Annotated in this window: 24 protein-coding genes; 12 read left to right on the top strand and 12 right to left on the bottom strand. The window is 69.7% G+C overall.

Annotation, left to right across the window (positions count from 1 at the left end; translation table 11 throughout):
* Positions 1-8 precede the first annotated feature (8 nt).
* Together ACTCB7_RS08060 and hemE are read right to left on the bottom strand one after the other, a co-directional pair.
* Positions 9-362: a VanZ family protein gene (locus ACTCB7_RS08060; protein WP_463006252.1), complete on the bottom strand. Its 354-nt coding sequence runs from the start codon at positions 360-362 to the stop codon at positions 9-11.
* 4 nt (positions 363-366) lie between these two features.
* Positions 367-1,434: a uroporphyrinogen decarboxylase gene (hemE, locus tag ACTCB7_RS08055; RefSeq protein WP_463006251.1), complete on the bottom strand. Its 1,068-nt coding sequence runs from the start codon at positions 1,432-1,434 to the stop codon at positions 367-369.
* A gap of 172 nt (positions 1,435-1,606) precedes the next feature.
* On the opposite strand from hemE, the gene ribA reads away from it, so the two are divergent.
* Together ribA and trhA are read left to right on the top strand one after the other, a co-directional pair.
* Positions 1,607-2,242 carry a GTP cyclohydrolase II gene (gene ribA / locus ACTCB7_RS08050; protein ID WP_163647911.1) on the top strand — a complete coding sequence of 212 codons (636 nt, stop codon included), beginning with the start codon at positions 1,607-1,609 and terminating at the stop codon, positions 2,240-2,242.
* A gap of 40 nt (positions 2,243-2,282) precedes the next feature.
* Positions 2,283-2,942: a PAQR family membrane homeostasis protein TrhA gene (trhA, locus tag ACTCB7_RS08045; RefSeq protein WP_463006250.1), complete on the top strand. Its 660-nt coding sequence runs from the start codon at positions 2,283-2,285 to the stop codon at positions 2,940-2,942.
* Between the two features lie 7 nt (positions 2,943-2,949).
* Here the strand turns inward: trhA and soxR are convergent, their stop codons facing one another.
* A complete protein-coding gene (gene soxR / locus ACTCB7_RS08040) occupies positions 2,950-3,405 on the bottom strand; it encodes a redox-sensitive transcriptional activator SoxR (RefSeq protein WP_163647913.1) in 456 nt (151 codons plus the stop codon).
* A gap of 71 nt (positions 3,406-3,476) precedes the next feature.
* On the opposite strand from soxR, the gene ACTCB7_RS08035 reads away from it, so the two are divergent.
* The gene (locus ACTCB7_RS08035; protein ID WP_463006249.1) at positions 3,477-4,067 is read left to right on the top strand and encodes an NAD(P)H-dependent oxidoreductase; all 591 of its coding nucleotides are present in this window, start codon (positions 3,477-3,479) and stop codon (positions 4,065-4,067) included.
* Here the strand turns inward: ACTCB7_RS08035 and djlA are convergent, their stop codons facing one another.
* From djlA to xseB, 4 genes are all read right to left on the bottom strand, one after another.
* On the bottom strand, positions 4,068-4,847 hold the full coding sequence (djlA, locus tag ACTCB7_RS08030; RefSeq protein WP_463006248.1) for a co-chaperone DjlA: 780 nt from the start codon (positions 4,845-4,847) through the stop codon (positions 4,068-4,070).
* A gap of 12 nt (positions 4,848-4,859) precedes the next feature.
* Positions 4,860-6,803 carry a 1-deoxy-D-xylulose-5-phosphate synthase gene (dxs, locus tag ACTCB7_RS08025; protein ID WP_463006247.1) on the bottom strand — a complete coding sequence of 648 codons (1,944 nt, stop codon included), beginning with the start codon at positions 6,801-6,803 and terminating at the stop codon, positions 4,860-4,862.
* A 128-nt stretch (positions 6,804-6,931) separates the two neighbouring features.
* The gene (locus tag ACTCB7_RS08020; protein WP_463006246.1) at positions 6,932-7,822 is read right to left on the bottom strand and encodes a farnesyl diphosphate synthase; all 891 of its coding nucleotides are present in this window, start codon (positions 7,820-7,822) and stop codon (positions 6,932-6,934) included.
* Entirely contained in the window at positions 7,812-8,102 is a 291-nt protein-coding gene (gene xseB, locus ACTCB7_RS08015; RefSeq protein ID WP_463006245.1) for an exodeoxyribonuclease VII small subunit, read from the bottom strand. The genes ACTCB7_RS08020 and xseB overlap by 11 nt, the downstream gene beginning before the upstream one ends.
* 327 nt (positions 8,103-8,429) lie before the next feature.
* On the opposite strand from xseB, the gene serA reads away from it, so the two are divergent.
* Positions 8,430-9,680, top strand: a complete 1,251-nt coding sequence (gene serA / locus ACTCB7_RS08010) for a phosphoglycerate dehydrogenase (RefSeq protein WP_463006244.1) — start codon at positions 8,430-8,432, stop codon at positions 9,678-9,680.
* Between the two features lie 64 nt (positions 9,681-9,744).
* Here serA and ACTCB7_RS08005 read toward each other — a convergent pair whose 3' ends face one another.
* Positions 9,745-11,853, bottom strand: coding sequence for a TonB-dependent receptor family protein (locus tag ACTCB7_RS08005; RefSeq protein ID WP_463006243.1), 2,109 nt, complete (start codon positions 11,851-11,853; stop codon positions 9,745-9,747).
* Positions 11,854-12,179: 326 nt separating this feature from the next.
* On the opposite strand from ACTCB7_RS08005, the gene ACTCB7_RS08000 reads away from it, so the two are divergent.
* Genes ACTCB7_RS08000 through ACTCB7_RS07985 form a run of 4 tightly spaced genes read left to right on the top strand, consistent with a single transcriptional unit; the run spans position 12,180 to position 14,962 of the window.
* Positions 12,180-13,109, top strand: coding sequence for a metallophosphoesterase (locus ACTCB7_RS08000; RefSeq protein WP_463006242.1), 930 nt, complete (start codon positions 12,180-12,182; stop codon positions 13,107-13,109).
* Between the two features lie 56 nt (positions 13,110-13,165).
* Positions 13,166-13,642, top strand: coding sequence for an NfeD family protein (locus tag ACTCB7_RS07995; RefSeq protein WP_463006241.1), 477 nt, complete (start codon positions 13,166-13,168; stop codon positions 13,640-13,642).
* A complete protein-coding gene (locus tag ACTCB7_RS07990) occupies positions 13,635-14,702 on the top strand; it encodes an SPFH domain-containing protein (protein WP_463006240.1) in 1,068 nt (355 codons plus the stop codon). The genes ACTCB7_RS07995 and ACTCB7_RS07990 overlap by 8 nt, the downstream gene beginning before the upstream one ends.
* Before the next feature lie 47 nt (positions 14,703-14,749).
* Entirely contained in the window at positions 14,750-14,962 is a 213-nt protein-coding gene (locus ACTCB7_RS07985; protein WP_463006239.1) for a hypothetical protein, read from the top strand.
* 13 nt (positions 14,963-14,975) lie between these two features.
* On the opposite strand, the gene ACTCB7_RS07980 is transcribed toward ACTCB7_RS07985, so the two are convergent.
* The gene (locus tag ACTCB7_RS07980) at positions 14,976-16,220 is read right to left on the bottom strand and encodes an amino acid deaminase (RefSeq protein ID WP_463006238.1); all 1,245 of its coding nucleotides are present in this window, start codon (positions 16,218-16,220) and stop codon (positions 14,976-14,978) included.
* A 160-nt stretch (positions 16,221-16,380) separates the two neighbouring features.
* On the opposite strand from ACTCB7_RS07980, the gene efeU reads away from it, so the two are divergent.
* Genes efeU through efeO (ACTCB7_RS07960) form a run of 4 tightly spaced genes read left to right on the top strand, consistent with a single transcriptional unit; the run spans position 16,381 to position 20,591 of the window.
* A complete protein-coding gene (gene efeU, locus ACTCB7_RS07975; protein WP_463006237.1) occupies positions 16,381-17,217 on the top strand; it encodes an iron uptake transporter permease EfeU in 837 nt (278 codons plus the stop codon).
* Positions 17,218-17,230: 13 nt separating this feature from the next.
* Positions 17,231-18,379, top strand: a complete 1,149-nt coding sequence (gene efeO, locus ACTCB7_RS07970; RefSeq protein ID WP_463006236.1) for an iron uptake system protein EfeO — start codon at positions 17,231-17,233, stop codon at positions 18,377-18,379.
* A gap of 33 nt (positions 18,380-18,412) precedes the next feature.
* Complete coding sequence (gene efeB / locus ACTCB7_RS07965; RefSeq protein WP_463006235.1) at positions 18,413-19,714, top strand: iron uptake transporter deferrochelatase/peroxidase subunit; 1,302 nt, start codon at positions 18,413-18,415, stop codon at positions 19,712-19,714.
* 40 nt (positions 19,715-19,754) lie between these two features.
* A complete protein-coding gene (gene efeO, locus ACTCB7_RS07960) occupies positions 19,755-20,591 on the top strand; it encodes an iron uptake system protein EfeO (protein ID WP_224416045.1) in 837 nt (278 codons plus the stop codon).
* A 63-nt stretch (positions 20,592-20,654) separates the two neighbouring features.
* On the opposite strand, the gene ACTCB7_RS07955 is transcribed toward efeO (ACTCB7_RS07960), so the two are convergent.
* The 3 genes from ACTCB7_RS07955 to ACTCB7_RS07945 all read right to left on the bottom strand — a co-directional run.
* Positions 20,655-21,290 (bottom strand): TetR/AcrR family transcriptional regulator, encoded by a 636-nt coding sequence (locus tag ACTCB7_RS07955; protein WP_224416046.1) that lies wholly within the window; start codon positions 21,288-21,290, stop codon positions 20,655-20,657.
* Positions 21,238-22,395: an oxidoreductase gene (locus ACTCB7_RS07950; RefSeq protein ID WP_224416047.1), complete on the bottom strand. Its 1,158-nt coding sequence runs from the start codon at positions 22,393-22,395 to the stop codon at positions 21,238-21,240. Before ACTCB7_RS07950 ends, ACTCB7_RS07955 begins: the two co-directional genes overlap by 53 nt.
* A 143-nt stretch (positions 22,396-22,538) precedes the next feature.
* Positions 22,539-22,695: pyruvate kinase alpha/beta domain-containing protein (locus ACTCB7_RS07945; protein WP_463006273.1), on the bottom strand; the 157-nt coding region annotated here is incomplete at its 5' end.

Genomic DNA, 22,695 nt, shown 5'->3' with positions numbered 1-22,695 from the left:
GAAAGGTCTCAGGACCGGCCTCGGGACACGGGCCGCCAGCGCCAGGCCAGCAAGCCGCCACAGGCGAGCAGCACACCCAGGGTGTTGGCGAGGATATCCAGCGGGTCGCCGCCGGCCCGGCCGGGCACGCCGAGCTGGGCCAGTTCGATGAGCACGCCATAGAGAACGGCGGCGGTGCCGGCGACCGGCAATCGCCAGCCGGCCAGGCCCAGCGCCCCGGCCAGCCCGGCGTAGGCCGCCAGGTGGTTGAGCTTGTCCCACGGCAGGTCCGGGGGCAGCGCATCGGCCGGGACCAGGCTGCCCCAGGCGATGGCCGCGGCGACGCTCAGCGCGGCCAGCCCCCAGACGGTGCGCCTCGCCACGCCGTCAGTCCTGCGGATGATAGGCGGGGCTCAGCTCGTGGAGTGCCTCGAGGAAGTCGCTGACCCGCTGCGGGTCGGTGTGCTGGCTGATGCCGTGCCCCAGGTTGAAGACATGCCCGGCACCGAGGCCGTAGCTGTCGAGGATGCGCGCCACCTCGGCGCGGATCGCCGCCGGCCGGGCGAACAGCACGCTGGGGTCGAGATTGCCCTGCAGGGCGACCCGGTGGCCGACCCGGGAACGGGCGTCGGACAGCTCGGTGGTCCAGTCGAGCCCCAGGCCGTCGGCGCCGGTCGAGGCGATGTGCTCGAGCCACTGCCCGCCGTTCTTGGTGAACAGGATCACCGGCACGCGGCGCCCGTCGTGCTCGCGAATCAGCCCGGCGACGATCTGCTCCATGTAACGCAGCGAGAATTCCAGGTAGGCCGGGGTCGACAGGGCGCCGCCCCAGGTGTCGAAGATCTGCACCACCTGGGCACCGGCCCGGATCTGGGCGTTGAGGTAGTCGGTCACGGCGTGGGCCAGCAGGTCGAGCAGCTGGTGCATGGCTTCCGGGTTGCCGTAGAGCATGCCCTTGACGTGGCGGAAGTCCTTGCTCGAGCCGCCCTCGACCATGTAGGTGGCGAGCGTCCAGGGGCTGCCCGAGAAGCCGATCAGCGGTACCCGGCCGTTGAGCTCGCGGCGGATCGTGCTCACCGCGTTCATGACGTAGTCCAGGTCGCGCTCGGCGTCGGGCAGGCGCAGCGCCTCGACCTCGGCCTGGCTGCGCACCGGCTTTCTGAACTTGGGCCCCTCGCCGGTCTCGAAGTACAGCCCCAGCCCCATGGCGTCGGGGATGGTCAGGATGTCGGAGAACAGGATCGCGGCATCCAGCGGGTAGCGCTCGAGCGGCTGCAGCGTCACCTCGCAGGCCCGCGCGGTGTCCCGGCACAGGTCCATGAAGCTGCCCGCCTCGCCGCGCACCCGGCGATATTCGGGCAGGTAGCGCCCGGCCTGACGCATCATCCACACCGGGGTGCAGTCCACCGGCTGGCGGGCCAGGGCGCGCAATAGGCGATCGTTCTTGAGTTCCATGGGGCTCTCGCTGCTGGCGGATTTGGCTCATTGTAACGGATGCGCGCCGCAGGGCGAGCCATGCGGCCCTGTGCCCCACCGCACCGGATGAGCTCGCCCGGCGATCCTGCTATCATGGGCGTCTTCATCGGCCGGGCGCTGGTGCCCCGCCGGTCCGCAGTCGAGGGTTACCGTGACGATTCGCTTCATCGCCGCCTCCAGGCTCCCCACCCCCTGGGCCACCTTTACCATGCACGGCTTCGAGGACGAGGCTACCGGCAAGGATCACGTCGCCCTGACGCTCGGCGATGTGGCGACCGGCGAGCCCGTGCTGGGCCGCGTGCACTCGGAATGCCTGACCGGGGACGCCCTGTTCTCAATGCGCTGCGACTGCGGCTATCAGCTTCAGGAGGCGCTCAAGCGCATCGCCGCCGAGGGCCGCGGCGTGCTGCTCTACCTGCGCCAGGAAGGCCGCGGCATCGGCCTGCTCAACAAGATCCGCGCCTACCATCTGCAGGATCAGGGCTATGATACGGTGGAGGCCAACGAACATCTGGGCTTCGGCGCCGACCTGCGCCGCTACGATCTCTGCGTGCCCATGCTCGAGCATCTGGGCGTGTCCTCGCTCAAGCTGATGACCAACAATCCGCGCAAGGTCGACGCCCTGACCCGGGACGGCGTGACCGTGAGCGAACGCCTGGCGCTGACCACGGGTCGCAACCCGCACAACGAGCACTACCTGTCGACCAAGGCCGGCAAGCTCGGCCACCTGATGGCCCTGGACGACTTCACGCCGGCCGACGACGTGGACATCGAACGCAAGCCGTAGGGGCTCGCCCGCGCCCCCGGCCGAACCGCGGGAGGTGCTGATGAACACTCCGGAAACCACCTACACCCGCCTCGAGGAGTGGCTGCACAGTCTCAGCCACGGTCTCGGTGCGGCACTGAGCCTCGCCGGCATGGTAGTGCTGATCGTGCTGGCCAGCCTGGCGGCGCACGTCGACCCCTGGAAGATCGTCGGCGTGAGCCTGTACGGCACGACCCTGGTCGGCCTCTACACCGTCTCGACGCTCTACCACGGCTTTCGCCACCCGCGCCTCAAGCGGGCCTTCAAGATCGCCGACCACTGCGCCATCTACGCGCTGATCGCCGGCACCTACACGCCCTTTTTGCTGGTCAACCTGCGCGGCCCGCTGGGCTGGACGCTGCTGGCGGTGATCTGGACGCTGGCCGCGGGCGGCATCGCCCTGAAGCTGCTCTGGCCGCAGCGCTTCGGCGGCTGGCGGGTCGCCGTCTACCTGCTGATGGGCTGGCTGATCGTGGTGGCCTCCGGCGAGATGGGTGCCTCGCTGTCCGACACCAGCCTCGGCCTGCTGGTGGCCGGCGGCATCACCTACACGGTGGGCGTGCTGTTCTACGCGGTGCGCGCCATCCCCTTCCACCACGCCATCTGGCACCTGTTCGTGCTGGGCGGCAGCGCCTGCCACTACTTCGCGGTCTACACCGCGGTGCTCGGCCCCTCCGGCTGAGCATCGGTCAGGGCGCCAGGCGGCACGCCCCCGAGTCCGTCTCGCCCAGCACGTCCTCGGGGTTGCGCAGCGGGCAGCACGCCAGCGACAGGCAGCCGCAGCCGATGCAGCCATCCAGCTGGTCGCGCAGCCTGACCAGGGCGTCGATGCGCGCCTGCAGCGCGTCGCGCCACCCGGCCGACAGATGGTGCCAGTCCTCGGCGGTGGGCGTGCGCCCGGTGGGCAGCGTGTTCAGGGCCGCACCGATCTCGGCCAGCGGCACCCCGGTACGCTGGGCGATCCTGATGACCGCCACCCGACGCAGCACATCGCGCGAATAGCGCCGCTGGTTGGCGGCGTTGCGCCAGGCGTGAATCAGCCCCTTTTCCTCGTAGAAATGCAGCGTGGACACCGCCACCCCGCTGCGCGCCGCCACGTCCCCGACCGACAGCGCCTGCTTGTGCGGATCGACCCGTCGTGCCATGGCCTTGACCTCAAGTTAACTTGAGCTTCTAGAGTGCGTCATGACCCTGTTACCGTCAAAGGAGCCACGTCATGACCGCACCGCCGCTCTCCCTGGCCCTGCTCCCGGGCAGCACCTGTCACCGGCGCTTCTCGCGTCGCGTCGCCGACTGGGCACAGCGTCGGCTGGCCGGGCACGCCGACCTGGTCGCCGAGTTCGTCCTCCCGGCGCCGTGGGAGGCCGACGCCAACCGCCGGCTGCACCGGACCGATGCCTTCCTGGTCATCCTGCCGGATCAGCCGGTGACCGGCACCGCCGACCTGGCAGCGCTGTTCGCCACTCCCGCCGAGGCCTGGCATGCCCGGCCGGTGGGCTTTCTCACCTACGGCGGCAGGAACGGCGGCCGCGCGGCCATCGAGCGGCTGCGCCCGTGGCTCGTCGACCGTCAGGCGATTCCGCTGGGCGAGAACGTGGATTTCATCGATGCCTGGGAGCGGCTGGGGGCACGCGGCAAGCTCTATGCGCCGCTGGGCGAGGATCGGCGGCTGGCGCGGCTGCTCCCCCGTTTGCAATGGTGGGCCCGGGCCCTGCGCGATGCCCGGCAAGACGGCCCCGGCGCTCTCTCCGCCGGGTCCGCGTTCGCGGCGGGCCCGCTCAGGGAGGGCGCGTCCGGGAAGGCGTGATCAGGCCGCTTCGGCGCGGGCCTGCTTGATCAGGTCATAGGCGTGGGTGATCTCGCGGGTGCGCTTCTCGGCCATCTCGCGCATGCTTTCGGGCAGGCCCTTGGCGGCCAGCTTGTCGGGATGGTTCTCGCTCATCAGCTTGCGATAGGCACGCTTGATCTCGCTGTCGCTGGCCCCGGGCTCGACGCCCAGCACCCGGTAGGCGTCCTCCAGCGCCTGCGCGGAGGGCGCCCCGCCCTGCCCCGCGTCGCCGGCGGTCGCGCCGCGCAGCATGGCCTCGATCTGGGCGACCTCGCTCTCGCTGCAGCCCAGCCCGCGGGCCACGCGCACCAGCATCTCGTGCTCGGCGGGATCGAGCCGCCCGTCGGCGGCGATCGCGGCGAGCTGGATCTGCAGGAACACCTGACGCAGGGCACTCTGCTGGCCGACGATCGGGCGCAGCCGCGCCAGCTCGGCGTCCAGGTCGAAGTCCGCCGCCTTGCCGCGGTTGAAGTCGGCCCGCGCGCGGGCGCGCTGGCCCTCGTCGAGCCGCAGCTGATCCCAGATGCGCCGCGAGGCTTCCAGCTCGTCCTCCGAGACACGGCCGTCGGCCTTGCACAGGCAGCCCATCACCGTGAAGGTCGATTCGAGAAACTGCGTCCGGGCCCCGGCCAGACGCCCCAGCGCACTGCGTCGCCAGCGCCGCGCGATCCAGTAGCCGATCCCCCCGCCGATCAGCAGCCCCAGGGGGCCGCCGATCCACAGGCCCAGCAACGCACCGATCAGTATTACGGTCAGCATGCGATCCTCGTGTCAGTCGTCGGAAGGTCGGGCCGCGAGACGCCGGCGAATCGCCGCCTCGATGCCGTCGGCGTCGAGCCCGCAGTCGGCGAGCAGCTCGGCCGGCTTGCCATGCTCGATGAAGGCGTCGGGCAGCCCCAGGTTGAGTACCGCCACCGGCTCGCCGGCCTCGGCCAGCAGCTCGTTCACTCCGCTGCCGGCGCCGCCGGCCACGGCGTTCTCCTCCAGGGTGACGAGCAGCCGGTGCCCGCGCGCCGCGGCCAGCACCGCCTCGCGGTCGAGCGGCTTGACCGTGCGCATGTTGAGGTGCGTGGCGTCGAGCCGCTCGGCGACCTCGCCGGCGGGGCCGTTGAGGCTGCCGAAGGCCAGCAGCGCGATGTCGCCGGCGCCCTCGCGGCGCCACTCGGCCCGGCCGATGGGCAGCGGCTCGAGGTGCTCGGGAATCGGCGTGCCCGGCCCCTTGCCGCGCGGATAGCGCACCGCCGCCGGCCCGGGATGGTGATAGGCGGCGCTGAGCATGGCCCGGCACTCGGCCTCGTCGGCCGGCGCCATGACCACCAGCTCCGGCACGCAGCGCAGGTAGGAGAGATCCAGCGCGCCATGGTGGGTCGGGCCGTCCTCGCCGACCAGGCCGGCGCGGTCGATGGCGAAGGTGACGTCGAGCTTCTGCACCGCCACATCGTGGATCAGCTGATCGTAACCGCGCTGCAGGAAGGTCGAGTAGATCGCCACCACCGGCTTCATGGCCTCGCAGGCCATGCCCGCGGCGAGCGTCACGGCGTGCTGCTCGGCGATCGCCACGTCGTAGTAGCGCCCGGGGTATTCCTGCGAGAAGCGCACCAGATCGGAGCCCTCGCGCATCGCCGGGGTGATGCCGATCAGCCGCTCGTCGGCGGCGGCCATGTCGCACAGCCAGTCGCCGAACACGTTGCAATACTTGCGCGGCTGGGCCCGGGGGGCCACCGGCGGCTGGCCGGCGGGGGCGAGCGGCTCCACCTTGGGCGCCGGCTCGGGGGCGGCCTTCTCGAGCTTGGTGATGGCGTGATAGCCGATCGGGTCGGCCTCCGCCGGCCGGAAGCCCTTGCCCTTGCAAGTCTTGATGTGCAGGAACTGCGGGCCGTCGAGGTCGCGCAGGTTGCCCAGCGTGTGCACCAGGGCGTTCAGGTCGTGGCCGTCGATGGGGCCGATGTAGTTGAAGCCCATCTCCTCGAACAGCGTCGCCGGGCTGACCATGCCCTTCATGTGCTCCTCGGTGCGCCGCGCCAGCTCCAGCGCGCCGGGCAGGCGCGAGAGCACCTTCTTGCCGCCCTCGCGGACGTTGATGTAGGTCTTGCTGGCGAAGATCTGCGCCAGGTAGCTGGCCATGCCGCCGACGTTCTCGGAGATCGACATCTCGTTGTCGTTGAGCACCACCAGCAGGTTGGCATCGACGTGCCCGGCGTGGGCCAGCGCCTCGAAGGCCATGCCCGCCGACAGCGCGCCGTCGCCGATCACCGCGCACACGCGGCGCTTCTCGCCTTTCGTGCGGGCGGCCAGCGCCATGCCCAGGGCGGCGCTGATCGAGGTGCTGGAATGGCCGACGCCGAAGGTGTCGTATTCCGACTCGTCGCGCTTGGGGAACGCCGCCAGGCCGTGCAGCTGGCGGATGGTCGCCATCCGCTCGCGCCGTCCGGTGAGGATCTTGTGCGGATAGGCCTGGTGGCCCACGTCCCAGACCAGCCGGTCGTGGGGCGTCTCCAGGCTGTGGTGGAGCGCGAGGGTCAGCTCGACCACGCCCAGCCCGGCGCCGAAGTGGCCGCCGGTGCAGCCCACGCTGTAGAGCAGGAAGGCCCGCAGCTCGTCGGCGAGCTGGGCCAGCTGCGACGGGCGCAGCGCACGCAGGTCGGCGGGCGTGTCGATGGTGTCGAGCAGCGGCGTGGCCGGGCGCTCGACCGGAATCTCGTCGAACAGCTTCATGGGCTTGTCTTCTGTCGGTTGAGGCACGGCTCGATGGGCAGGCTCGCGCCACGCCCGGGCGCCTTCGGCAAGGGCGGGCGACACGGGTCGCGGCGGTTCGGCCGGGGAGTCATCGATACCATGCTGGCTCAGTAGTCGCGCTCGATCATGTAACGGGCCAGGTCCGCCAGCGGCTCGCCGGCCTCGCCGAGCGGCGCCAGTGCCGCCAGCGCCTCGTCGCGCAGGGCATCGGCACGGGCGCGGGCGCCGTCGAGACCCAGCAGCGCCGGATAGGTCGGCTTGTCGCGGGCGGCGTCGGCGCCCGCGGCCTTGCCGAGGGTGCCGGTGTCGCCGACCACATCGAGGATGTCGTCCTGGATCTGGAAGGCCAGGCCGACCGCCGCCGCGTAGCGGTCCAGCGCCGCCAGCCGCGGGTCCGCCTCGGGCACCGCCACGAGCCCGCCCATGCGCACCGCGGCGCGAATCAGCGCACCGGTCTTGTAGCGGTGCATGGTCGCCAGCGCCTCGGCATCCAGCCGGTGACCGACGGCGTAGAGGTCCAGCGCCTGGCCGCCGGCCATGCCGCCACGGCCGGCGGCCCGGGCCAGGGTGCCCACCAGCGCCGCCGTGCGGGGATGCGCGGCCTCGGCGAGCACCTCGAAGGCCAGCGTCTGCAGGGCGTCGCCGGCGAGGATCGCGCTGGCCTCGTCGAACGCCTTGTGCACGGTGGGCTGGCCGCGCCGCAGGTCGTCGTCGTCCATCGCCGGCAGGTCATCGTGGACCAGCGAGTAGGCGTGGACCAGCTCGATGGCCAGCGCCGCCGGGTCCAGGGCGTCCAGGTCGGCCCCCAGGGCGCGCCCGGTGGCATAGACCAGGATCGCGCGCAGGCGCTTGCCGTTGCCGATCACGCCGTGGCGCATCGCCGCGTCGAGCCGCTCGGCGGGGGCGGCGCGGTCCGCGAACAGCGCCTCCAGGCGCGCGTTGATGCGCTCGCGGTCGGCACTCAGGTGCTGCGTCCCGTCCCGTGCGTCAGCGAGCATGGCCGTCCTCCGGCGGAGTATCGGCGGCGAAGGGCGCATCCGCGAGACTGGCGTCGGGCTGTTCCACTAGGGCACGGACCTGCAGTTCGGCGGCGTCGAGACGCTGCTGGGCCTCGCGCGTCAGGCGCACGCCCTGCTCGAACGCGGCCAGCGACGCCTCCAGCGACAGCTCGCCGGCTTCCAGCCGGGCCACCAGCTGCTCGAGCCGGTCGAGGGTGCCGGCAAAGTCGTCGGGGGTTGCCTCGTCAGCGCCGGGCGCTGCGCTTTCCTGGTCTGCCATGGCGCGTCTCGCTCATCGACACGGGCCGCCCGGCAGGCGGCGCCGCAGTATCAGGGTCTGGGCGCACAGTATACACGCTCATCCCCGGGGTGCGTCTGCCCCGGGCGCCGGCGCCACTTCGATTTCGCTCATGCCGGACACGCAGCGTTTTCATCCCGCCGACAGGCCGGTGTGGTACCATGTGTGCCCTGTTGCGCTGTCCCATGCCTGGCTCGGCCCTCACCTTTCGTACCCGCCACGGGCCGTTGCCGCTCGAAACGCCGCCAACAGACTCCACATTCCCGACGCCAATTCGCGTCGTCAGTCGACGAAAGGGTTGAATCGACAATGGCCAAGACGTCCCTGGACAAGAGCAAGATCAAGATCCTGCTGCTCGAGGGCATTCACCAGTCCGCGGTGGATAACTTCCTGAACGCCGGTTACACCAACATCGAGCACCTCTCCACCTCGCTGGACGAAGAGACGCTGATCGAGAAGATCCGCGACGTGCACTTCATCGGCATTCGCTCGCGGACGCAGCTCAACGAGCGGGTCTTCGCCGCCGCCGAGAAGCTCACCGCGGTGGGCTGCTTCTGCATCGGCACCAACCAGGTCGACCTGAACGCCGCACTGGCCCGCGGCATCCCGGTGTTCAACGCCCCCTACTCCAACACCCGCTCGGTGGCCGAGCTGGTGCTGGCCGAGACCATCATGCTGCTGCGCGGCATTCCCGAGAAGAGCACGCGCGCTCACGAGGGCGGCTGGCTGAAGTCGGCGAAGAATTCCCACGAGGCCCGCGGCAAGACCCTGGGCATCATCGGCTACGGCAGCATCGGCGCCCAGCTCTCGGTGCTCGCCGAGTCGGTGGGCCTGGACGTCATCTACTACGACGTCGTCACCAAGCTGGCCATGGGCAACGCCCGACAGGTGGGCAGCATGGAAGAGCTGCTGGCCCGTGCCGACGTGGTCACCCTGCACGTGCCGGACGTGCCCTCGACCCGCTGGATGATCACCAAGGAACAGTTCGCGCTGATGAAGCCGGGCAGCATCTTCATCAACGCCTCGCGCGGCTCCACCGTGGTCATCGAGGACCTGGCCGAGGCGCTCAAGGCCGGCAAGCTGCTGGGCGCGGCAGTCGACGTCTTCCCCAGCGAGCCGAAGAGCAACGACGAGGAGTTCGTCTCGCCGCTGCGCGGGCTGGCCAACGTGATCCTCACCCCGCACATCGGTGGTTCCACCCTCGAGGCCCAGGAGAACATCGGCGTCGAGGTTTCCGAGAAGCTGATCACCTACTCCGACAACGGCACCACCATCACCTCGGTCAACTTCCCCGAGGTGGCGCTGCCGGCCCACCCGGACAAGCATCGCCTGCTGCACATCCACGAGAACGTGCCGGGCGTGATGTCCGAGATCAACCGCGTGCTCTCGGAGAACGATATCAACATCTCCGGCCAGTTCCTGCAGACCAACGAGAAGGTCGGCTACGTGGTGATCGACGTCGACAAGGCCTATGGCGCCAAGGCCCTCGAAGCACTCAAGCAGGTCGACCATACCCTGCGCACCCGCGTGCTCTACTCCGAGACCAACTACCAGGACTGAGCCCGCCCTCGAGATCGGCCCTGCCACGCCCCCGGCCCTGCCGGGGGCGTTTTTGCATCAGTCGTCAGAATTCGACGCCCACCCCGGCATACACCGTGCGCCCCGGCGCCGGATCATAGTAGCGCTCGTGGCTGGCGTTGATGATCACGTTGGCGTAGTGCTCGCGATCGAACAGGTTGCGCACCCCGGCATAGGCCTCGAGCACGGTGTCGCCGCCCAGACGCCAGCCGTCGCCGGCGCGCAGGTTGACCAGCCAGACGGCGTCGATCGTCTCGTCGTTGGCGTCGTCGGCGGCCATCGAGCCGATGTAGCGGGTCTCCAGGGTGGCGAAGCGCCGGTCGAGCCCCTGCCATGACAATCGGTTGACCCAGGTCCGCTCCGGCACGCCGGGAATGCGGTTGCCATCGAAGTCCTGCCCGTCGACGCGGTAGTCGTCGAATGCGTAGCTCGCCAGGGTCAGGGCGCTGTCGACACGCCAGCTCGGGGTGAACTGCCAGCCCAGCTGGGTCTCGATGCCCTCGCGGGTGCTCTTGCCGGCATTGCGATAGTAGCTCTTGCCAGCGGCATTCTCGTAGGCCACCAGGGAATCCCTGACCCGGGTCGAGAACACGGCGAGGTCATAATCCAGCCCGTTGTCGAAGGTGCCGCGCAGCCCGAGTTCGCGGTTCCACGCCGCCTGCGGCTCGATGTCCGGGTTGAAGCCGCCGCCGTCGGGGTTGGCGAACTCCGAGAAGGTCGGCGTCTCGTAGGCGGTACCGGTCGCCAGGTAGAACTGGTGGTCGGGCAGGTACTGGAAACTCAGCCCCGCACTGCCGCTCCACTGACCGAAGGTCCGGTCGCCGCTGTCGTCGCCGTCATCGAGCCGGTGATCGTCGATGTCGAAACGCACCCGGTCGTAGCGCGTGCCCAGCGAGAGCGTCCAGCGCTCGGTGAGCTCCAGGTCGCCCTGGGCGAAGACGCCCATGGAGGTCGCCTGCTGGGTCTCGTCCTGGGAGCGACGCACGTGCTCGCCATCGATCAGCACGTCGTCGCTGTGACGGTCGTCCACCTGACGCGCCACGTCGACGCCGGTCATGTAGCGCAGGGGCAGCCCGGCGAGCGTCAGCGACTGGCGATACTCGGCGCTGCCGCCGTAGTAGTCGCGATCGTAGGCGATGTAGTTCTGCACGTCCGTGATGTCACGGTCGCCCCCGGCGAAGGCCAGTTGCTGCTGATAGTCGCGATGCAGGTAGAAGCCCTTGAGGGTGAGCGCCCCGGGCCCGGCGGACAGGTCTTCGTACTGCAGGCCGATGACCTGCTGGTCGACCTCCTGCCCCGAGTCGATATCGACCGGCGAGTAGTCGTAGTACCCCCGCGTATCCATGGCGGCCCGACGGTCTTCCTCCACGGATTCGAGCGTCTTGCCGCCGGGATCCTCGGCAAACGGGCTGTCGAGCAGGTTGAGGACGGCGGTGATCTTGCGGTCATCGCCCAGCTCGCGGCTCAGCTTGGCGTTGAGCAGATACTTGCGGGCGGCGCTGTGCTCGCGATAGCCGTCGTAGTCCATCGCCGAGGCACTGACGTGATGCGACCAAGGTCCCTCGGTGCCGCCGTTCTGCACCGACAGCTTGCGATAGCCGTCGCTGCCCGCCTCGACGCGGATCGCGCTACCCGGATCGCTCTCGCCGCTGGCGGTGGTGACGTCGATCACCCCGCCGGCGGCATTGCCGTAGGGCACCGCCGCCGGACCGCGGATCACCTCGATGGTCTCGGCGCTGTCGAGGTCGATGGCATCGAGCTGGGCCTGGCCGTCCGGCAGGGTGTAGGGGATACCATCGACGACCACGGTGATGCCGCGCACGCCCCAGGGGGTACGCGCGCCGAAGCCGCGGATCGACACGCGCTCGCCCTGGGCGAAATTGTAGCGGTTCTGCAGGTACAGGCCCGGGACGCCGGCCAGCGACTCATCGAGGCGCACGCGCTGCTGGCCCCGGGCGATCGCCTCGCGGTCGATCACCGACACGGCGGCGGGCGTGGCGTAGAGCTCGCGCGTCAGACGCGGGGCGGTGACGGTGATGACATCCGTGTCAGGCTGGGCGGCAGAACGGCTTTCCACGGCCACCGCGACGCATGGCGCGAGGCCCAGGCCGCAGGCGCTCAGCCCGAGCGCGCGGATGAAGGGGCGATGAGGCATGACGATTCCCTGTCAGAGGATGTTTACAAAGTCGGCGAGCGAGGCCGGCGCTGCCCGGCGCGGTCGCGCCCAGCCTAGCGCGCCGGCCCCGCCGCCTCCAGTCGGGCGCCACGGGTGTGGCGCAAAAGCGCTATCGGCACCGGCACCGATTGGCTCATTATCGGCGAGAAGGTCGGCAGCCAGCCGGACAAGGCCCGCAGGCTCAACGAGAACAGGAGAGCGACCGCCGAAGCGCTCTTCAAGGACGCGTCTCGCGCGCGGGTATCGTGACAATCGGCGTGGTCGGGGTGCAGCCCCGATCCGCTTTCGCAACGGAGGGCGCAGACATGCTCACCATTGAGGTTCGTGACGGCCAGGCCAGGGTGGTGGTCGACCCCAGGCTCGGCATGGACCGCGAGACCCTGAGCTTTCTATCGGCCACTGCCGACGTGCACGGGCACCTGCTGCCGGACGGTTATCACTCGCTGGACACCCTTGCCGATGTGATCGACAAGGACAATGAGGAGGATTCCCCGGTCCGGGCGGCTGTTGCGGACCAGCTCCGTCAACTCGCCGGGCTGTATACGCCCGGACTGAAGGCCGACCCCGCGTTTGTCGTCCATGAAGAAAATACCGAGGGGCGCGACTTCGTGGTGGGCGACATCCACGGCCAGTACGACGCCCTGCAGGACGCGCTGCGAGCCGTGGACTTCGATCGTCAGCGGGACCGGCTGTTCTGTGTCGGCGACCTGATCGACAGGGGCGCTCGCTCGTTCGATTGCCTGTCACTGGTATTCGAGCCGTTCTGCCACTGCGTGCTTGGCAACCACGAATGGCTGGCGCTGACGGCGCTCGGCGACCAGGGGACTCGGCATGACTGGGATCTCTGGCAGACGAACGGGGGCGGCTGGATTCATGGCGAGGATGCCCGCGAGGTGAAAACCCTGCTGGAGGAGGCTGCCCGTTACCTGCCGCTCGGTCGGGAGGTGGTGGTCGATGGCAAGCGCATCGGCATCTGTCATGCCGAGCCACCCCGGAACTGGAACGGGTTGCGGGAAAGCCCCGAATCGCTCCTGGAGCCAACCATCTGGAGTCGGTCCCGCATCAAGGAGGGCGACATCACGCCGATTGGTGGTATTGATGCCGTTGTGGTGGGGCACACCCCCGTCCCCGAGCCCCGCTGGCTGGGCAACGTCTTCTACGCCGATACGGGGGCTTTCCTCCGCGACGGCAAGCTGACCCTGGTGAACCTCGCGGATCTGGCGGCTCGAGTCTGATCGACACCCCGGGCCGGGCAACCGGCCCCCTGCAGCGACAAGGAGGCAAGACCACAATGATGAGCTGGAGTCCCCCGGTGATATGGGTCCTGATCGCTCTGCTGCTGGGGCTATCCGAACTGCTGACAGGCGGTGTCGTCATGCTGGCGCTGGGGGCCGCGGCACTGCTCACGGCCGTCGTGGCGGCCCTGGATGCCTCGTACAGCATGCAGCTACTGGCGATGGGCATTTTCTCGGGCGTGCTGGCGCCACTCGCCGTCTGGAAACTCCAGCCGCACTTTTCCCCCAGGGGGATGAAGTACGGCAACACCGGCAGTGGCCAGGAATCCGGCCAGCGGTTCAAGACCCTGACACGCGATTTCGACCGGGCCACTGTCATCAAGATCAAGGGCGATCTCTATCGGCTGCGGGTGGCCGGCAGCGGGGAAATGGCCCTGCCGGACGGCACGCCCGTCATCCTCGATCATTTCGAGGGAGCCACCGCCATCGTGCACCTGGAAAACCACCCAGAAGAAGGAGCCTCCCATGGCTGATGCGCTGCTGTTTTCTCCGGCCACCGTGCTGGCGCTGATCATTGTCCTGATCGGCATTCTCATCATCGTCAAGGGGCTGGTCATTGTGCGCCAGTCGGAAGTGATGGTCATCGAGCGGCTGGGCTCGTTTCACCGTGTCATCGAGAGCGGAATCAACGTCATTATCCCGTTCATCGAGCAGCCACGCGCCATCACGATGATTCGCTATGAAAAGCGGGGCGACGAATACACCGCCGTCAGCCGGCAAGAAACGCGCATCGATCGCCGGGAGACCGTGATGGACTTCCCGGGTCAGCCAGTGGTGACGACGGATAATGTCACGGTCAGGATCAATGGCGCCCTCTACTACCAGATTATCGACCCGAAGAATGCGGTCTATGAGGTCGAGAACGTCGTGCAGGCGGTAGAGGTCCTGGCCAAGACAACACTGCGTAGCGTCGTCGGCAAGATGGAGCTCGACAAGTTGTTCGAGAGCCGGTCGGAGGTGAACGACCAGATCCAGTCCGCGATGGAGGAACCGGCTTCAAAGTGGGGAGTAAAGATCACTCGTGTCGAGGTTCAGGACATCAGCATGCCCGAAGAAGTCGAGGAAGCCATGCGGCTCCAGATGGCGGCCGAGCGCAAGCGTCGCGCGACCGTCACCGAGGCCGAGGGCAACAAGCAGGCGGCGATTGCTCGGGCGGAAGGGGAGCGCCAGTCAGCGATCCTGAACGCGGAAGGCGACAAGGAGTCGGCCATCCTGCGTGCCGAGGGGGAACGCGAATCCATCAAGCTGGTGCTGGAGGCTCTCGGAGAGGGAGAAGACCACAAGCGCACGGTGGTCAGCTACCTGCTCGGCCAGTCCTACATCAAGACCCTTCCCGACATGGCGGCCCAGGGGGAGCGGGTATTTGTGCCCTACGAGTCGTCGGCCCTGATCGGCTCGATGGGCATGTTCCGCGGGCTGACCGGCACGCCCGAAGATGCCGTATCTCGCCACCTCGCCGAGCAGGGTGGGAATACCGCCATGCGGGCCGGTGTCGTAGGTGGAGCGGCCGCCAGTCCTGGTCAGTCCCAGTAGGGCGGATCGCCGGCCTCCGGCTCCATGTAGCTGTAACGCAGGTGGCGATGTGCCGCGAGGTCTTCCGAGCGCCGGGGCGTGCCGAACGGCTGGTCCACTGGGAGCGCGCCCCCCATGCCCGCTTCTGCCACCCGCGGGAGGAGCATCTGCTGCCGCTGCACGTCTGCCACGACCTGGCGGGCCGGCCCACCGAGCCCCCGATCGTCGCCACGAGCCTGCGCAAGAAGGCGGGCATGTTCCACTGGCAGCTCGCCCGCTGAGCAGGCCGCGGGTTCAGAAGCGGGTTTCCATGACCTCCTGCACCGCGAGGTGGCCGTCGACGCGCAATACCCGGCGCCACTTGTCGAAGGTCAAGCAGGGGTGCGAGGCGCCGAAGGCCACGATGTCGCCTACGCGCACGTCATCCCCTCCCCCAGCCTCCGCCGGCAGCGCCAGGAAGGCGTGCTGATCCATCAGCCGGGTCACCCGCCAGCCCGTCACGTCCAGCGGCCGATCGGCACGCCCGCCCTCGCGGAAGCGACGCAGCGGCACCGGCAGGGTATCGGCGCCGATATCGCGCTTGCCGAGCGCGGCGATCGCCAGGCCCGGCTCGGGCATCGACTGGATCTGGGCGAAGACCTCCAGCGCCGGGCGCAGGCCCTCGTGCAGGGCCGGGTGGCGCGCCAGCACGCCCTGCTGGGCCTCGCGATAGATGCCGTGGTCATGGACCACGTAGCAGCCGGGGCGCAGGACCGGCGTGAGGCGCGCCGTGATCCCGGACGCCTCGAAGACCTCGGCCACCAGGTCGTACCAGGCCGACCCCGCCGCGGTGATGATCGGTGTGTCGACCGGGAAGTGCCCCGCCCGATCGAGCCGCCGCGCCGCCTCGACCAGCCGCGCGGCATAGTCGCGCACCGCCGAGACCGGATCGGCCGCCTGCACCACGCCCTCGTAGCCCTCCAGGCCGATCAGGCGCAGCGCCGGCTCGGCCGCGATCCGGCGCGCCAGTGCCTCGACCTGTTCCACGCTGCGACAGCCGGTGCGCCCGCCGGGCACGCCCAGCTCGATCAGCACGTCGAGGGTCTGCCCCCGGTCGGCGAAGAAGGTCCCCAGCTCGCGGACGTTGTCCGCGCCGTCCACCACGCAGCAGAACTCGGCACCGGCGGCCAGCAGGTCGGCGACGATCGCCATGTTGGCCCGGCCGACGAGCTGGTTGGCCATCAGCAGGCGCGTCACCCCGGCGGTGAAGGCCGCCCGGCACTGCGGCGCGGTGGCCAGGGTGATGCCCCAGGCGCCGACATCGAGCTGGCGCCTGAACAGCGCCGGCGCCATGGTGGTCTTGCCGTGGGGCGCGAGATACGCGCCGTGGGACTCGGCGAAGCGCTGCATCCACGCCAGGTTGTGGGCCAGCGCCGGCTCGTGGATCACCGCCGCCGGCAGACTCACGTCCGCCAGCAGGTCGCTTCCGGTCTCGGGCAGGCCCTTGTCCCCGGGCGACGCGCCTCCGGATACCGTTCCCGCATTCGCTGTTTCCGTCATCGCTGTTTCCCTCGATCGGCTGTCGTGATGCTTCGCGACATTCTGCCATCCCGGCCGACTTGCCGCCGCCCTTGAGGAAGGAGTACTCTTTGCATTCGATAACGAATCTCATTCTTTATCGAGAATGCGTCCTTTCACCTCGTCTCATCAGGACTCCGCCATGCTCGTTCCCTTTCTCATCATGCTGCGCGAAGGGCTCGAAGCCGCCCTGATCGTTGGCATCATCGCCGGCTACCTCAAGCAGACCGGCCGCGGCGCCTGGATGCCCGCCGTCTGGATCGGCATCTTCCTGGCCACGGCGCTGGCCCTGCTCGTCGGCGCCGGCCTGCAGTTCGCCAGCGCCGAGTTTCCACAGCGCGAGCAGGAGCTGTTTGAAGCCTTCGTCGGCCTGGTCGCCGTGGGCGTGCTGACCTGGATGGTCTTCTGGATGCGTCGCGCCGCCCGGGGCATGCGCCAGGCACTGACCGGCGCTCTCGACGACGCCTTCGCCAGCGGCCGGGGCCACACCCTGGCGCTGATCGGCATGGTGTTTCTCGCCGTCGCCCGCGAGGGGCTGGAATCGGTGTTCTTCCTGCTCGCGGTGTTCCAGCAGAGCGCCGGCAGCGCCGCCCCGCTGGGCGCCCTGCTGGGCATCCTCGCCTCGGTGGCGGTGGGCCTGGCCATCTACCGCGGCAGCCTGCAGCTCAACCTGGCGCACTTCTTCCGCCTGACCGGGCTGTTCATCCTGCTGGTGGCCGCCGGCCTGCTTGCCGGCGCCGTGCGCGCCCTGCACGAGGCCGGGCTGTGGAACCACGCCCAGCAGGTGCTCTTCGATCTCGGCGGCAGCCTGCCGCTGGATTCGCCGCTGGGCGCGGTGTTCTCGGGCGTGTTCGGCTACCAGCCCGCCCCCACGCTCAGCGAGGCCGTGGTCTACGTGGGCTACCTGCTGATTACCCTGCTGATCTTCTTCCGTCCTGCCCCGGCGCGGGTCGTCACCCCGCAGGCCGATGCCCGCTGACCGGAGAGCCGCCATGAGCCAATCCCCTGCCCCGTCACCGCGCCTGCTCAAGCTGGGCGTCCTGGCCGCCACCGTGGCGATGCTGGCCGCGCTGGGGCTGTTCGCCCTGACGCTGGACGCCCGCGACCGCACCGACGCCGGCACCCGGCTGGTCGTCACCGCCGAGGGCTGCCGGCCCGAGACACTCAACGTGCCCGCCGGTGACACCACCTTCACCATCGTCAACGCCTCCGACCGTGCCATCGAGTGGGAGATTCTCGACGGGGTGATGGTGCTCGAGGAGCGCGAGAACATCGCCCCCGGCCTTCACCAGCCGCTGACCGCCCGCCTTGCCCCCGGCGACTACACCATGACCTGCGGCCTGCTGAGCAACCCTCGCGGCACGCTGCACGTCACCGCCAACGACGAGGCGGCGCCGGTGGCCCGCCTGGCGCGCCAGGACTTCATCGGTGCCCTGGCCGAGTACAAGGTCTATCTCACCCTGCAGGGCCGCCGGCTGACCGACGCCGCCGACACCCTGCACCAGGCCATCGCCGCCGGGGATCTCGGCTCGGCCCGAGCCGCCTACCGCCGGGCGCGGCTGATCGACCAGCGCCTGGCGATGGCCACCGGGCTGTTCAGCGACCTGGACCAGCGCCTCAACGCCCGCGCCAGCGACTTCGCCCGCCGCGAGAACGACCCGCAATTCGTCGGCTTCCAGCGTCTGGCCCACAGCCTGTTCACGGCGGGCAGCACCGAGGGGCTGGCACCGGTCGCCGCGCAGCTGGGCGAAGACGCCCGGACGCTGACGACGCGCCTGCGCCAGGCGTCGATCCCCCCGGCCCGGCTGGCCGACGGCAGCGCCCGGGCACTGCAGGTCTGGCTCGACCACAGCGGCGACCCGGGCGCCGATCAATCGGCACTCGATGCCCGCGAGCGACTCGACCTGCGCGGCCTGACCCAGGGCGCCGACAAGATCGTCGCGCTGCTCGATCCGTTGCTCAAGCGTCGCGCCCCGCCACTGCGGCAACGCCTGCACGACGCGCTCGACACACTCGAGAAGGCCCTGCCCGATAGCACCACGGCCGGCGACGGCGCCGACCGCGACGCCCTGGTGGCAGACACCCGGGCGCTGGCAGACACCCTTCAGGAACTCAATCCCGCGCTGGCCCTGAACGGCTGACGCGTCATCGTTTGCACTATCACGGTTTCCGCCATGAGTGACCAACCCGACAACACCTCACGCTGCCCGTTCACGCTGGACCGCCGCCGCTTCCTGCAGGGGCTCGGCGCGGCCGGCGTCGGGGTCGCCGCCGGCGGCCTGGGACGGCCGGCCCGGGCCGCCGATGATCATGCCGTCACCGGTGCCCCGGTCAGCACCACCACGGCGCAGGCCTACCCCTTCCACGGCCGCCACCAGCAGGGCATTCTCACCCCGCGACCGGCGGCCGGCATGGTGGTCGCCTGCGACGTACTGGCCCGCAACCGCACCGGGCTCGAACGCCTGCTGCGCACCCTCACCGAGCGCATCGCCTTCCTGACCGAAGGCGGTACCTACCCCGAGCGCGACCCCGCCTACCCGCCGGCGGACTCCGGCATCCTCGGGCCGACCATCGCCCCGGACGGGTTGACCGTCACCGTCTCGCTCGGCGCCTCGCTGTTCGATACGCGCTTCGGCCTGGCCGACGCCCGGCCGCGTCACCTGCAGCGCATGACCGGCTTCCCCAACGATGCCCTGGAGCCGGAGCGCTGCCACGGCGACCTGTCGCTGCAGATCTGCGCCAACACCCACGACACCACCCTTCACGCCCTGCGCGATCTCATCAAGCACACCCCGGGGCTGCTGATGGTGCGCTGGAAGCAGGAGGGCACGGTCCCGGTGGTGCCACCCCGCGATAACGGCCCGACGCCCAGCGCGCGCAACTACCTGGGCTTTCGCGACGGCACCGCCAACCCGGACACCGACGACGCGACGCTGATGGACGCGCTGATCTGGACCGGCGACGACCCCGAGGAGCCGGCCTGGACCCGGGGCGGCAGCTATCAGGTGGTGCGCATCATCCGCAACTACGTGGAGCGCTGGGATCGCACCCCGCTGGCCGAGCAGGAAGCCGTGTTCGGCCGCCACAAGGCCAGCGGCGCGCCGCTGGACGGCGCGCAGGAACACGACACGCCCGACTACGCCGCCGATCCCGAGGGCAGGATCACCCCGCTCGACGCCCACATCCGCCTGGCCAACCCCCGCACGCCAGGCTTCGAGAAACATCGCATCCTGCGCCGGCCGTTCAACTACTCCAACGGCGTCGAGGCCAACGGCCAGTTCGACATGGGCCTCTTGTTCATCGTCTACCAGGCGGATCTGCAGGCGGGCTTCATCACCGTGCAGAACCGCCTCAACGGCGAGCCGCTGGAGGAGTACATCCAGCCGGTCGGCGGCGGCTACTTCTTCACCCTGCCGGGCGTCGTCGACGCAACCGACTACCTGGGTCGCGCGCTGCTCGAGGCGACCGCGACCTGATGCCGATCCACCACCCCACCCCCGATCAAGGAGTCATTGCATGTCATCCCGTTCGTTGCTGATTGCCGCTGCCGCCTTCGGCCTCATGGCCCTGCAGGGCCCCGCCCGGGCAGATGTCGAGCCCGAGGCGCTGGTCGAGCCGGTCGCCGAGTACAAGCTCTACGTGCTCGATAACCTCGACGCCTTCGTCGGCCACACCCGCGACTTCACCCGGGCCATCGAGGCCGGCGAGCTGGAGCGCGCCCAGTCGCTGTACGCGCCGACCCGCGTCTACTACGAGCGCATCGAGCCGGTCGCCGAGCTGTTCGCCGACCTCGATGCCAGCATCGACGCCCGCGAGGACGACTACGAGAAGGGCGTCGACGACCCCGACTTCACCGGTTTCCACCGCCTCGAGTACGGCCTGTTCAAGCAGCAGACCACCGACGGGCTGGCCCCCTATGCCAGGCGTTTGATGAGCGACGTCAAGGATCTGGAATCCCGCGTACAGGGCCTGACCTTTCCGCCGGCCAAGGTGGTCGGCGGCGCCGCGGCACTGATGGAGGAGGTGGCCGCGACCAAGGTCAGCGGCGAGGAGGATCGCTACAGCCACACCGACCTGTGGGACTTCCAGGGCAACGTGGACGGCTCGCAGAAGATCTTCGCGCTGTTCAAGCCGCTGATCGCCGAGGAGGACCCGGCGTTCGTCGAACGCGTCGAGGACAACTTCGCCGCCGTCGAGGCGACGCTCGCCCACTACCGGCTGGCGGCGAACGACCCCGAGGCGGGCTTCGTCAGCTACGAGAAGGTCAGTGACAAGGACCGCCGCGCCCTGGTCGGCCCGGTGACCGTGCTGGCCGAGGATCTCTCGACCCTGCGCGGCAAGCTGGGGCTGTAGGGCGGCCGGACAGGCCGTATAAGGTTGGGAGGGAGCCGGCGGCGCCGGCGCCTGAACTCAGACTCAGGCCGAGGCGCCGCCCCGCAGCAGTGCCACGGCCTGACGGATCGCCTCGCGGGCGGGCGCGGCGTCGCCCTGCGCCTTGGTCAGAGTCGCCGCGCCCTGCTGCAGGGCCATGACGAAGGCCGCCAGGGATGCGGGCGGCGCCGTGGCGGCGATCTCACCGCGCGCCTGCAGGTCAGCGATGACCGGCGTCAGCGCCGCCTCGACCCCGACGAAACAGGTCTTCACGGCCTCGCGATAGCCGTCCTCGCTCTCGTGAAGGCCGGCGACGATGGTCCCCGCGGGGCAGCCGCGCCGGCAGTGCAGCGCCTCCAGCTCCTCGATGAAGCCGAGTAGCCAGCGCTCCAGGTCCGCCAGGGTGACGATCTCGCCGCGCAGCGGCGCCATGGACGCCTCGAGGCGTGCCTCGAAATCGCCCAGCACCGCCGCGACCAGCGCATCCTTGTTGCGAAAGTGCTGGTAGAACTGGCTCTTGCCGGCACCGGCCCGGCGCAGGATGGCGTCTAGGCCGGTGCCGTCGACGCCGCGCGCGTGAAACAGCTCGGCGGCAGCATCGACGATGCGGCGTCGGGTATGTTCGCCCTTACGCCGGAGCGGCGGTTTCCCGGGTGTCGCTGTGGGTTGCGGAGACTCCATTGCGTTCTCGCCATTGCGCTTCGTTGGCCAGGCTGGCGTGCGGGGCCAGCATAGCAAAATCCATCGCCGTCAGCGGCAGGCCCTCGCGCACGCGCCGCGGCCAGTCCCGGTTGGCCAGCGCCAGCTTGCCGACCGCCACCAGATCCGCCTCGCCGGCGGTCAGTACCGCTTCCGCCAGCGCCGGATCGCCCAGATTACCGTTGGCGATGACCGGCACGCCGACACGCTCCCGCGCCAGGGCCGCCAGGCTCTTCTCGGTGCCCTCGAAGGCGGGTGCCCGTGCGTCGATGTCGGACAGGTGCACGTAGTCCAGAGCCTCCTCGGCCACGCCCCGCAGCAGGGCATCGGCCTCGTCCAGACCGGCCCAGCGATAGTCCGGATCGGTCACCTTCACCTGGGAAAGACGGATACCGACCAGGAAATCCTCGCCGACCGCGTCGCGCACCGCCCGGATGACCGCCCGGGGCAGGGCCAGGCGCCCTTCGATGCTGCCACCCCAGCGGTCGCTGCGCCGGTTGAAGCCGGTGGAGAGGAACTGGTCGAGCAGATAGCCGTTGGCGGCGTGCAGCTCGACCCCGTCGAAGCCGGCCTCGCGGGCGCGCCGGGCGGCATCGGCGAAGCCGGCGATGACCGCCTCGATGTCCGCTTCGCTCATCTCCCGCGGCACAGGGTAGGGGCCCTGGCCACCATAGAAGCCGAGCTGCTCGCCCTTCGGCGCCACGGCGGACGGGCCGGCGGTATCGTCACGGAAACGGTTGCCCTGAGTCTGGGCGCCGCCGTGCATCAGCTGGGCGATGAACACCCCGCCCTGCTCGTGCACCGCCTCCACCACCGGCCGCCAGCTGTCGCGCTGGGCGTCGTTGGCCAGGCCCGGCTGACCGAGGTATCCCTGACTGTACGCCTCGTCGGTATAGATGCCCTCGGTGATCAGCGTGGCGAAGCCGCCCGCGGCGAAATCGCGGTAGTAGTCACGCATCGCCGCCGTGGCGTGCCCTTCGGCGGTGCCGCTGACCCGCGTCATCGGTGCCAGCACGGCGCGGTTGGCCAGCTCGCGCCCCTTGAGGCGCACCGGGCTGAACAGCTGCGAATGGGTCGATGTGGTCATGGATTCGCTGACTCCCTGGCAGTCGGCTGCCTGAAAATGAACTGATCGGTACATTCTAGGCAGCCACCCGTGCCCTCGCAACACCCGATTCCGGAACGCCGGGCCGCCGGAACGCCGGAACGCCGGAACGCCGGGTCGCGGCATCACGGCGCCATGACCCGCACCTTGACCGTGTTGGTCCCGCCGTGGGCGTTCATGTGGTCGCCGCGGGTGAGGATGACGTGATCGCCGCTGTCGGCGATGCCGCGCTCGCGCAGCAGGTTCAGGGCCCGGGCGTCGAGGTCCTCGGCGGGGATGTCG

The sequence above is a fragment of the Modicisalibacter sp. genome, from assembly GCF_055145905.1.
This window is presented reverse-complemented; position numbering and strand designations above follow the sequence as displayed.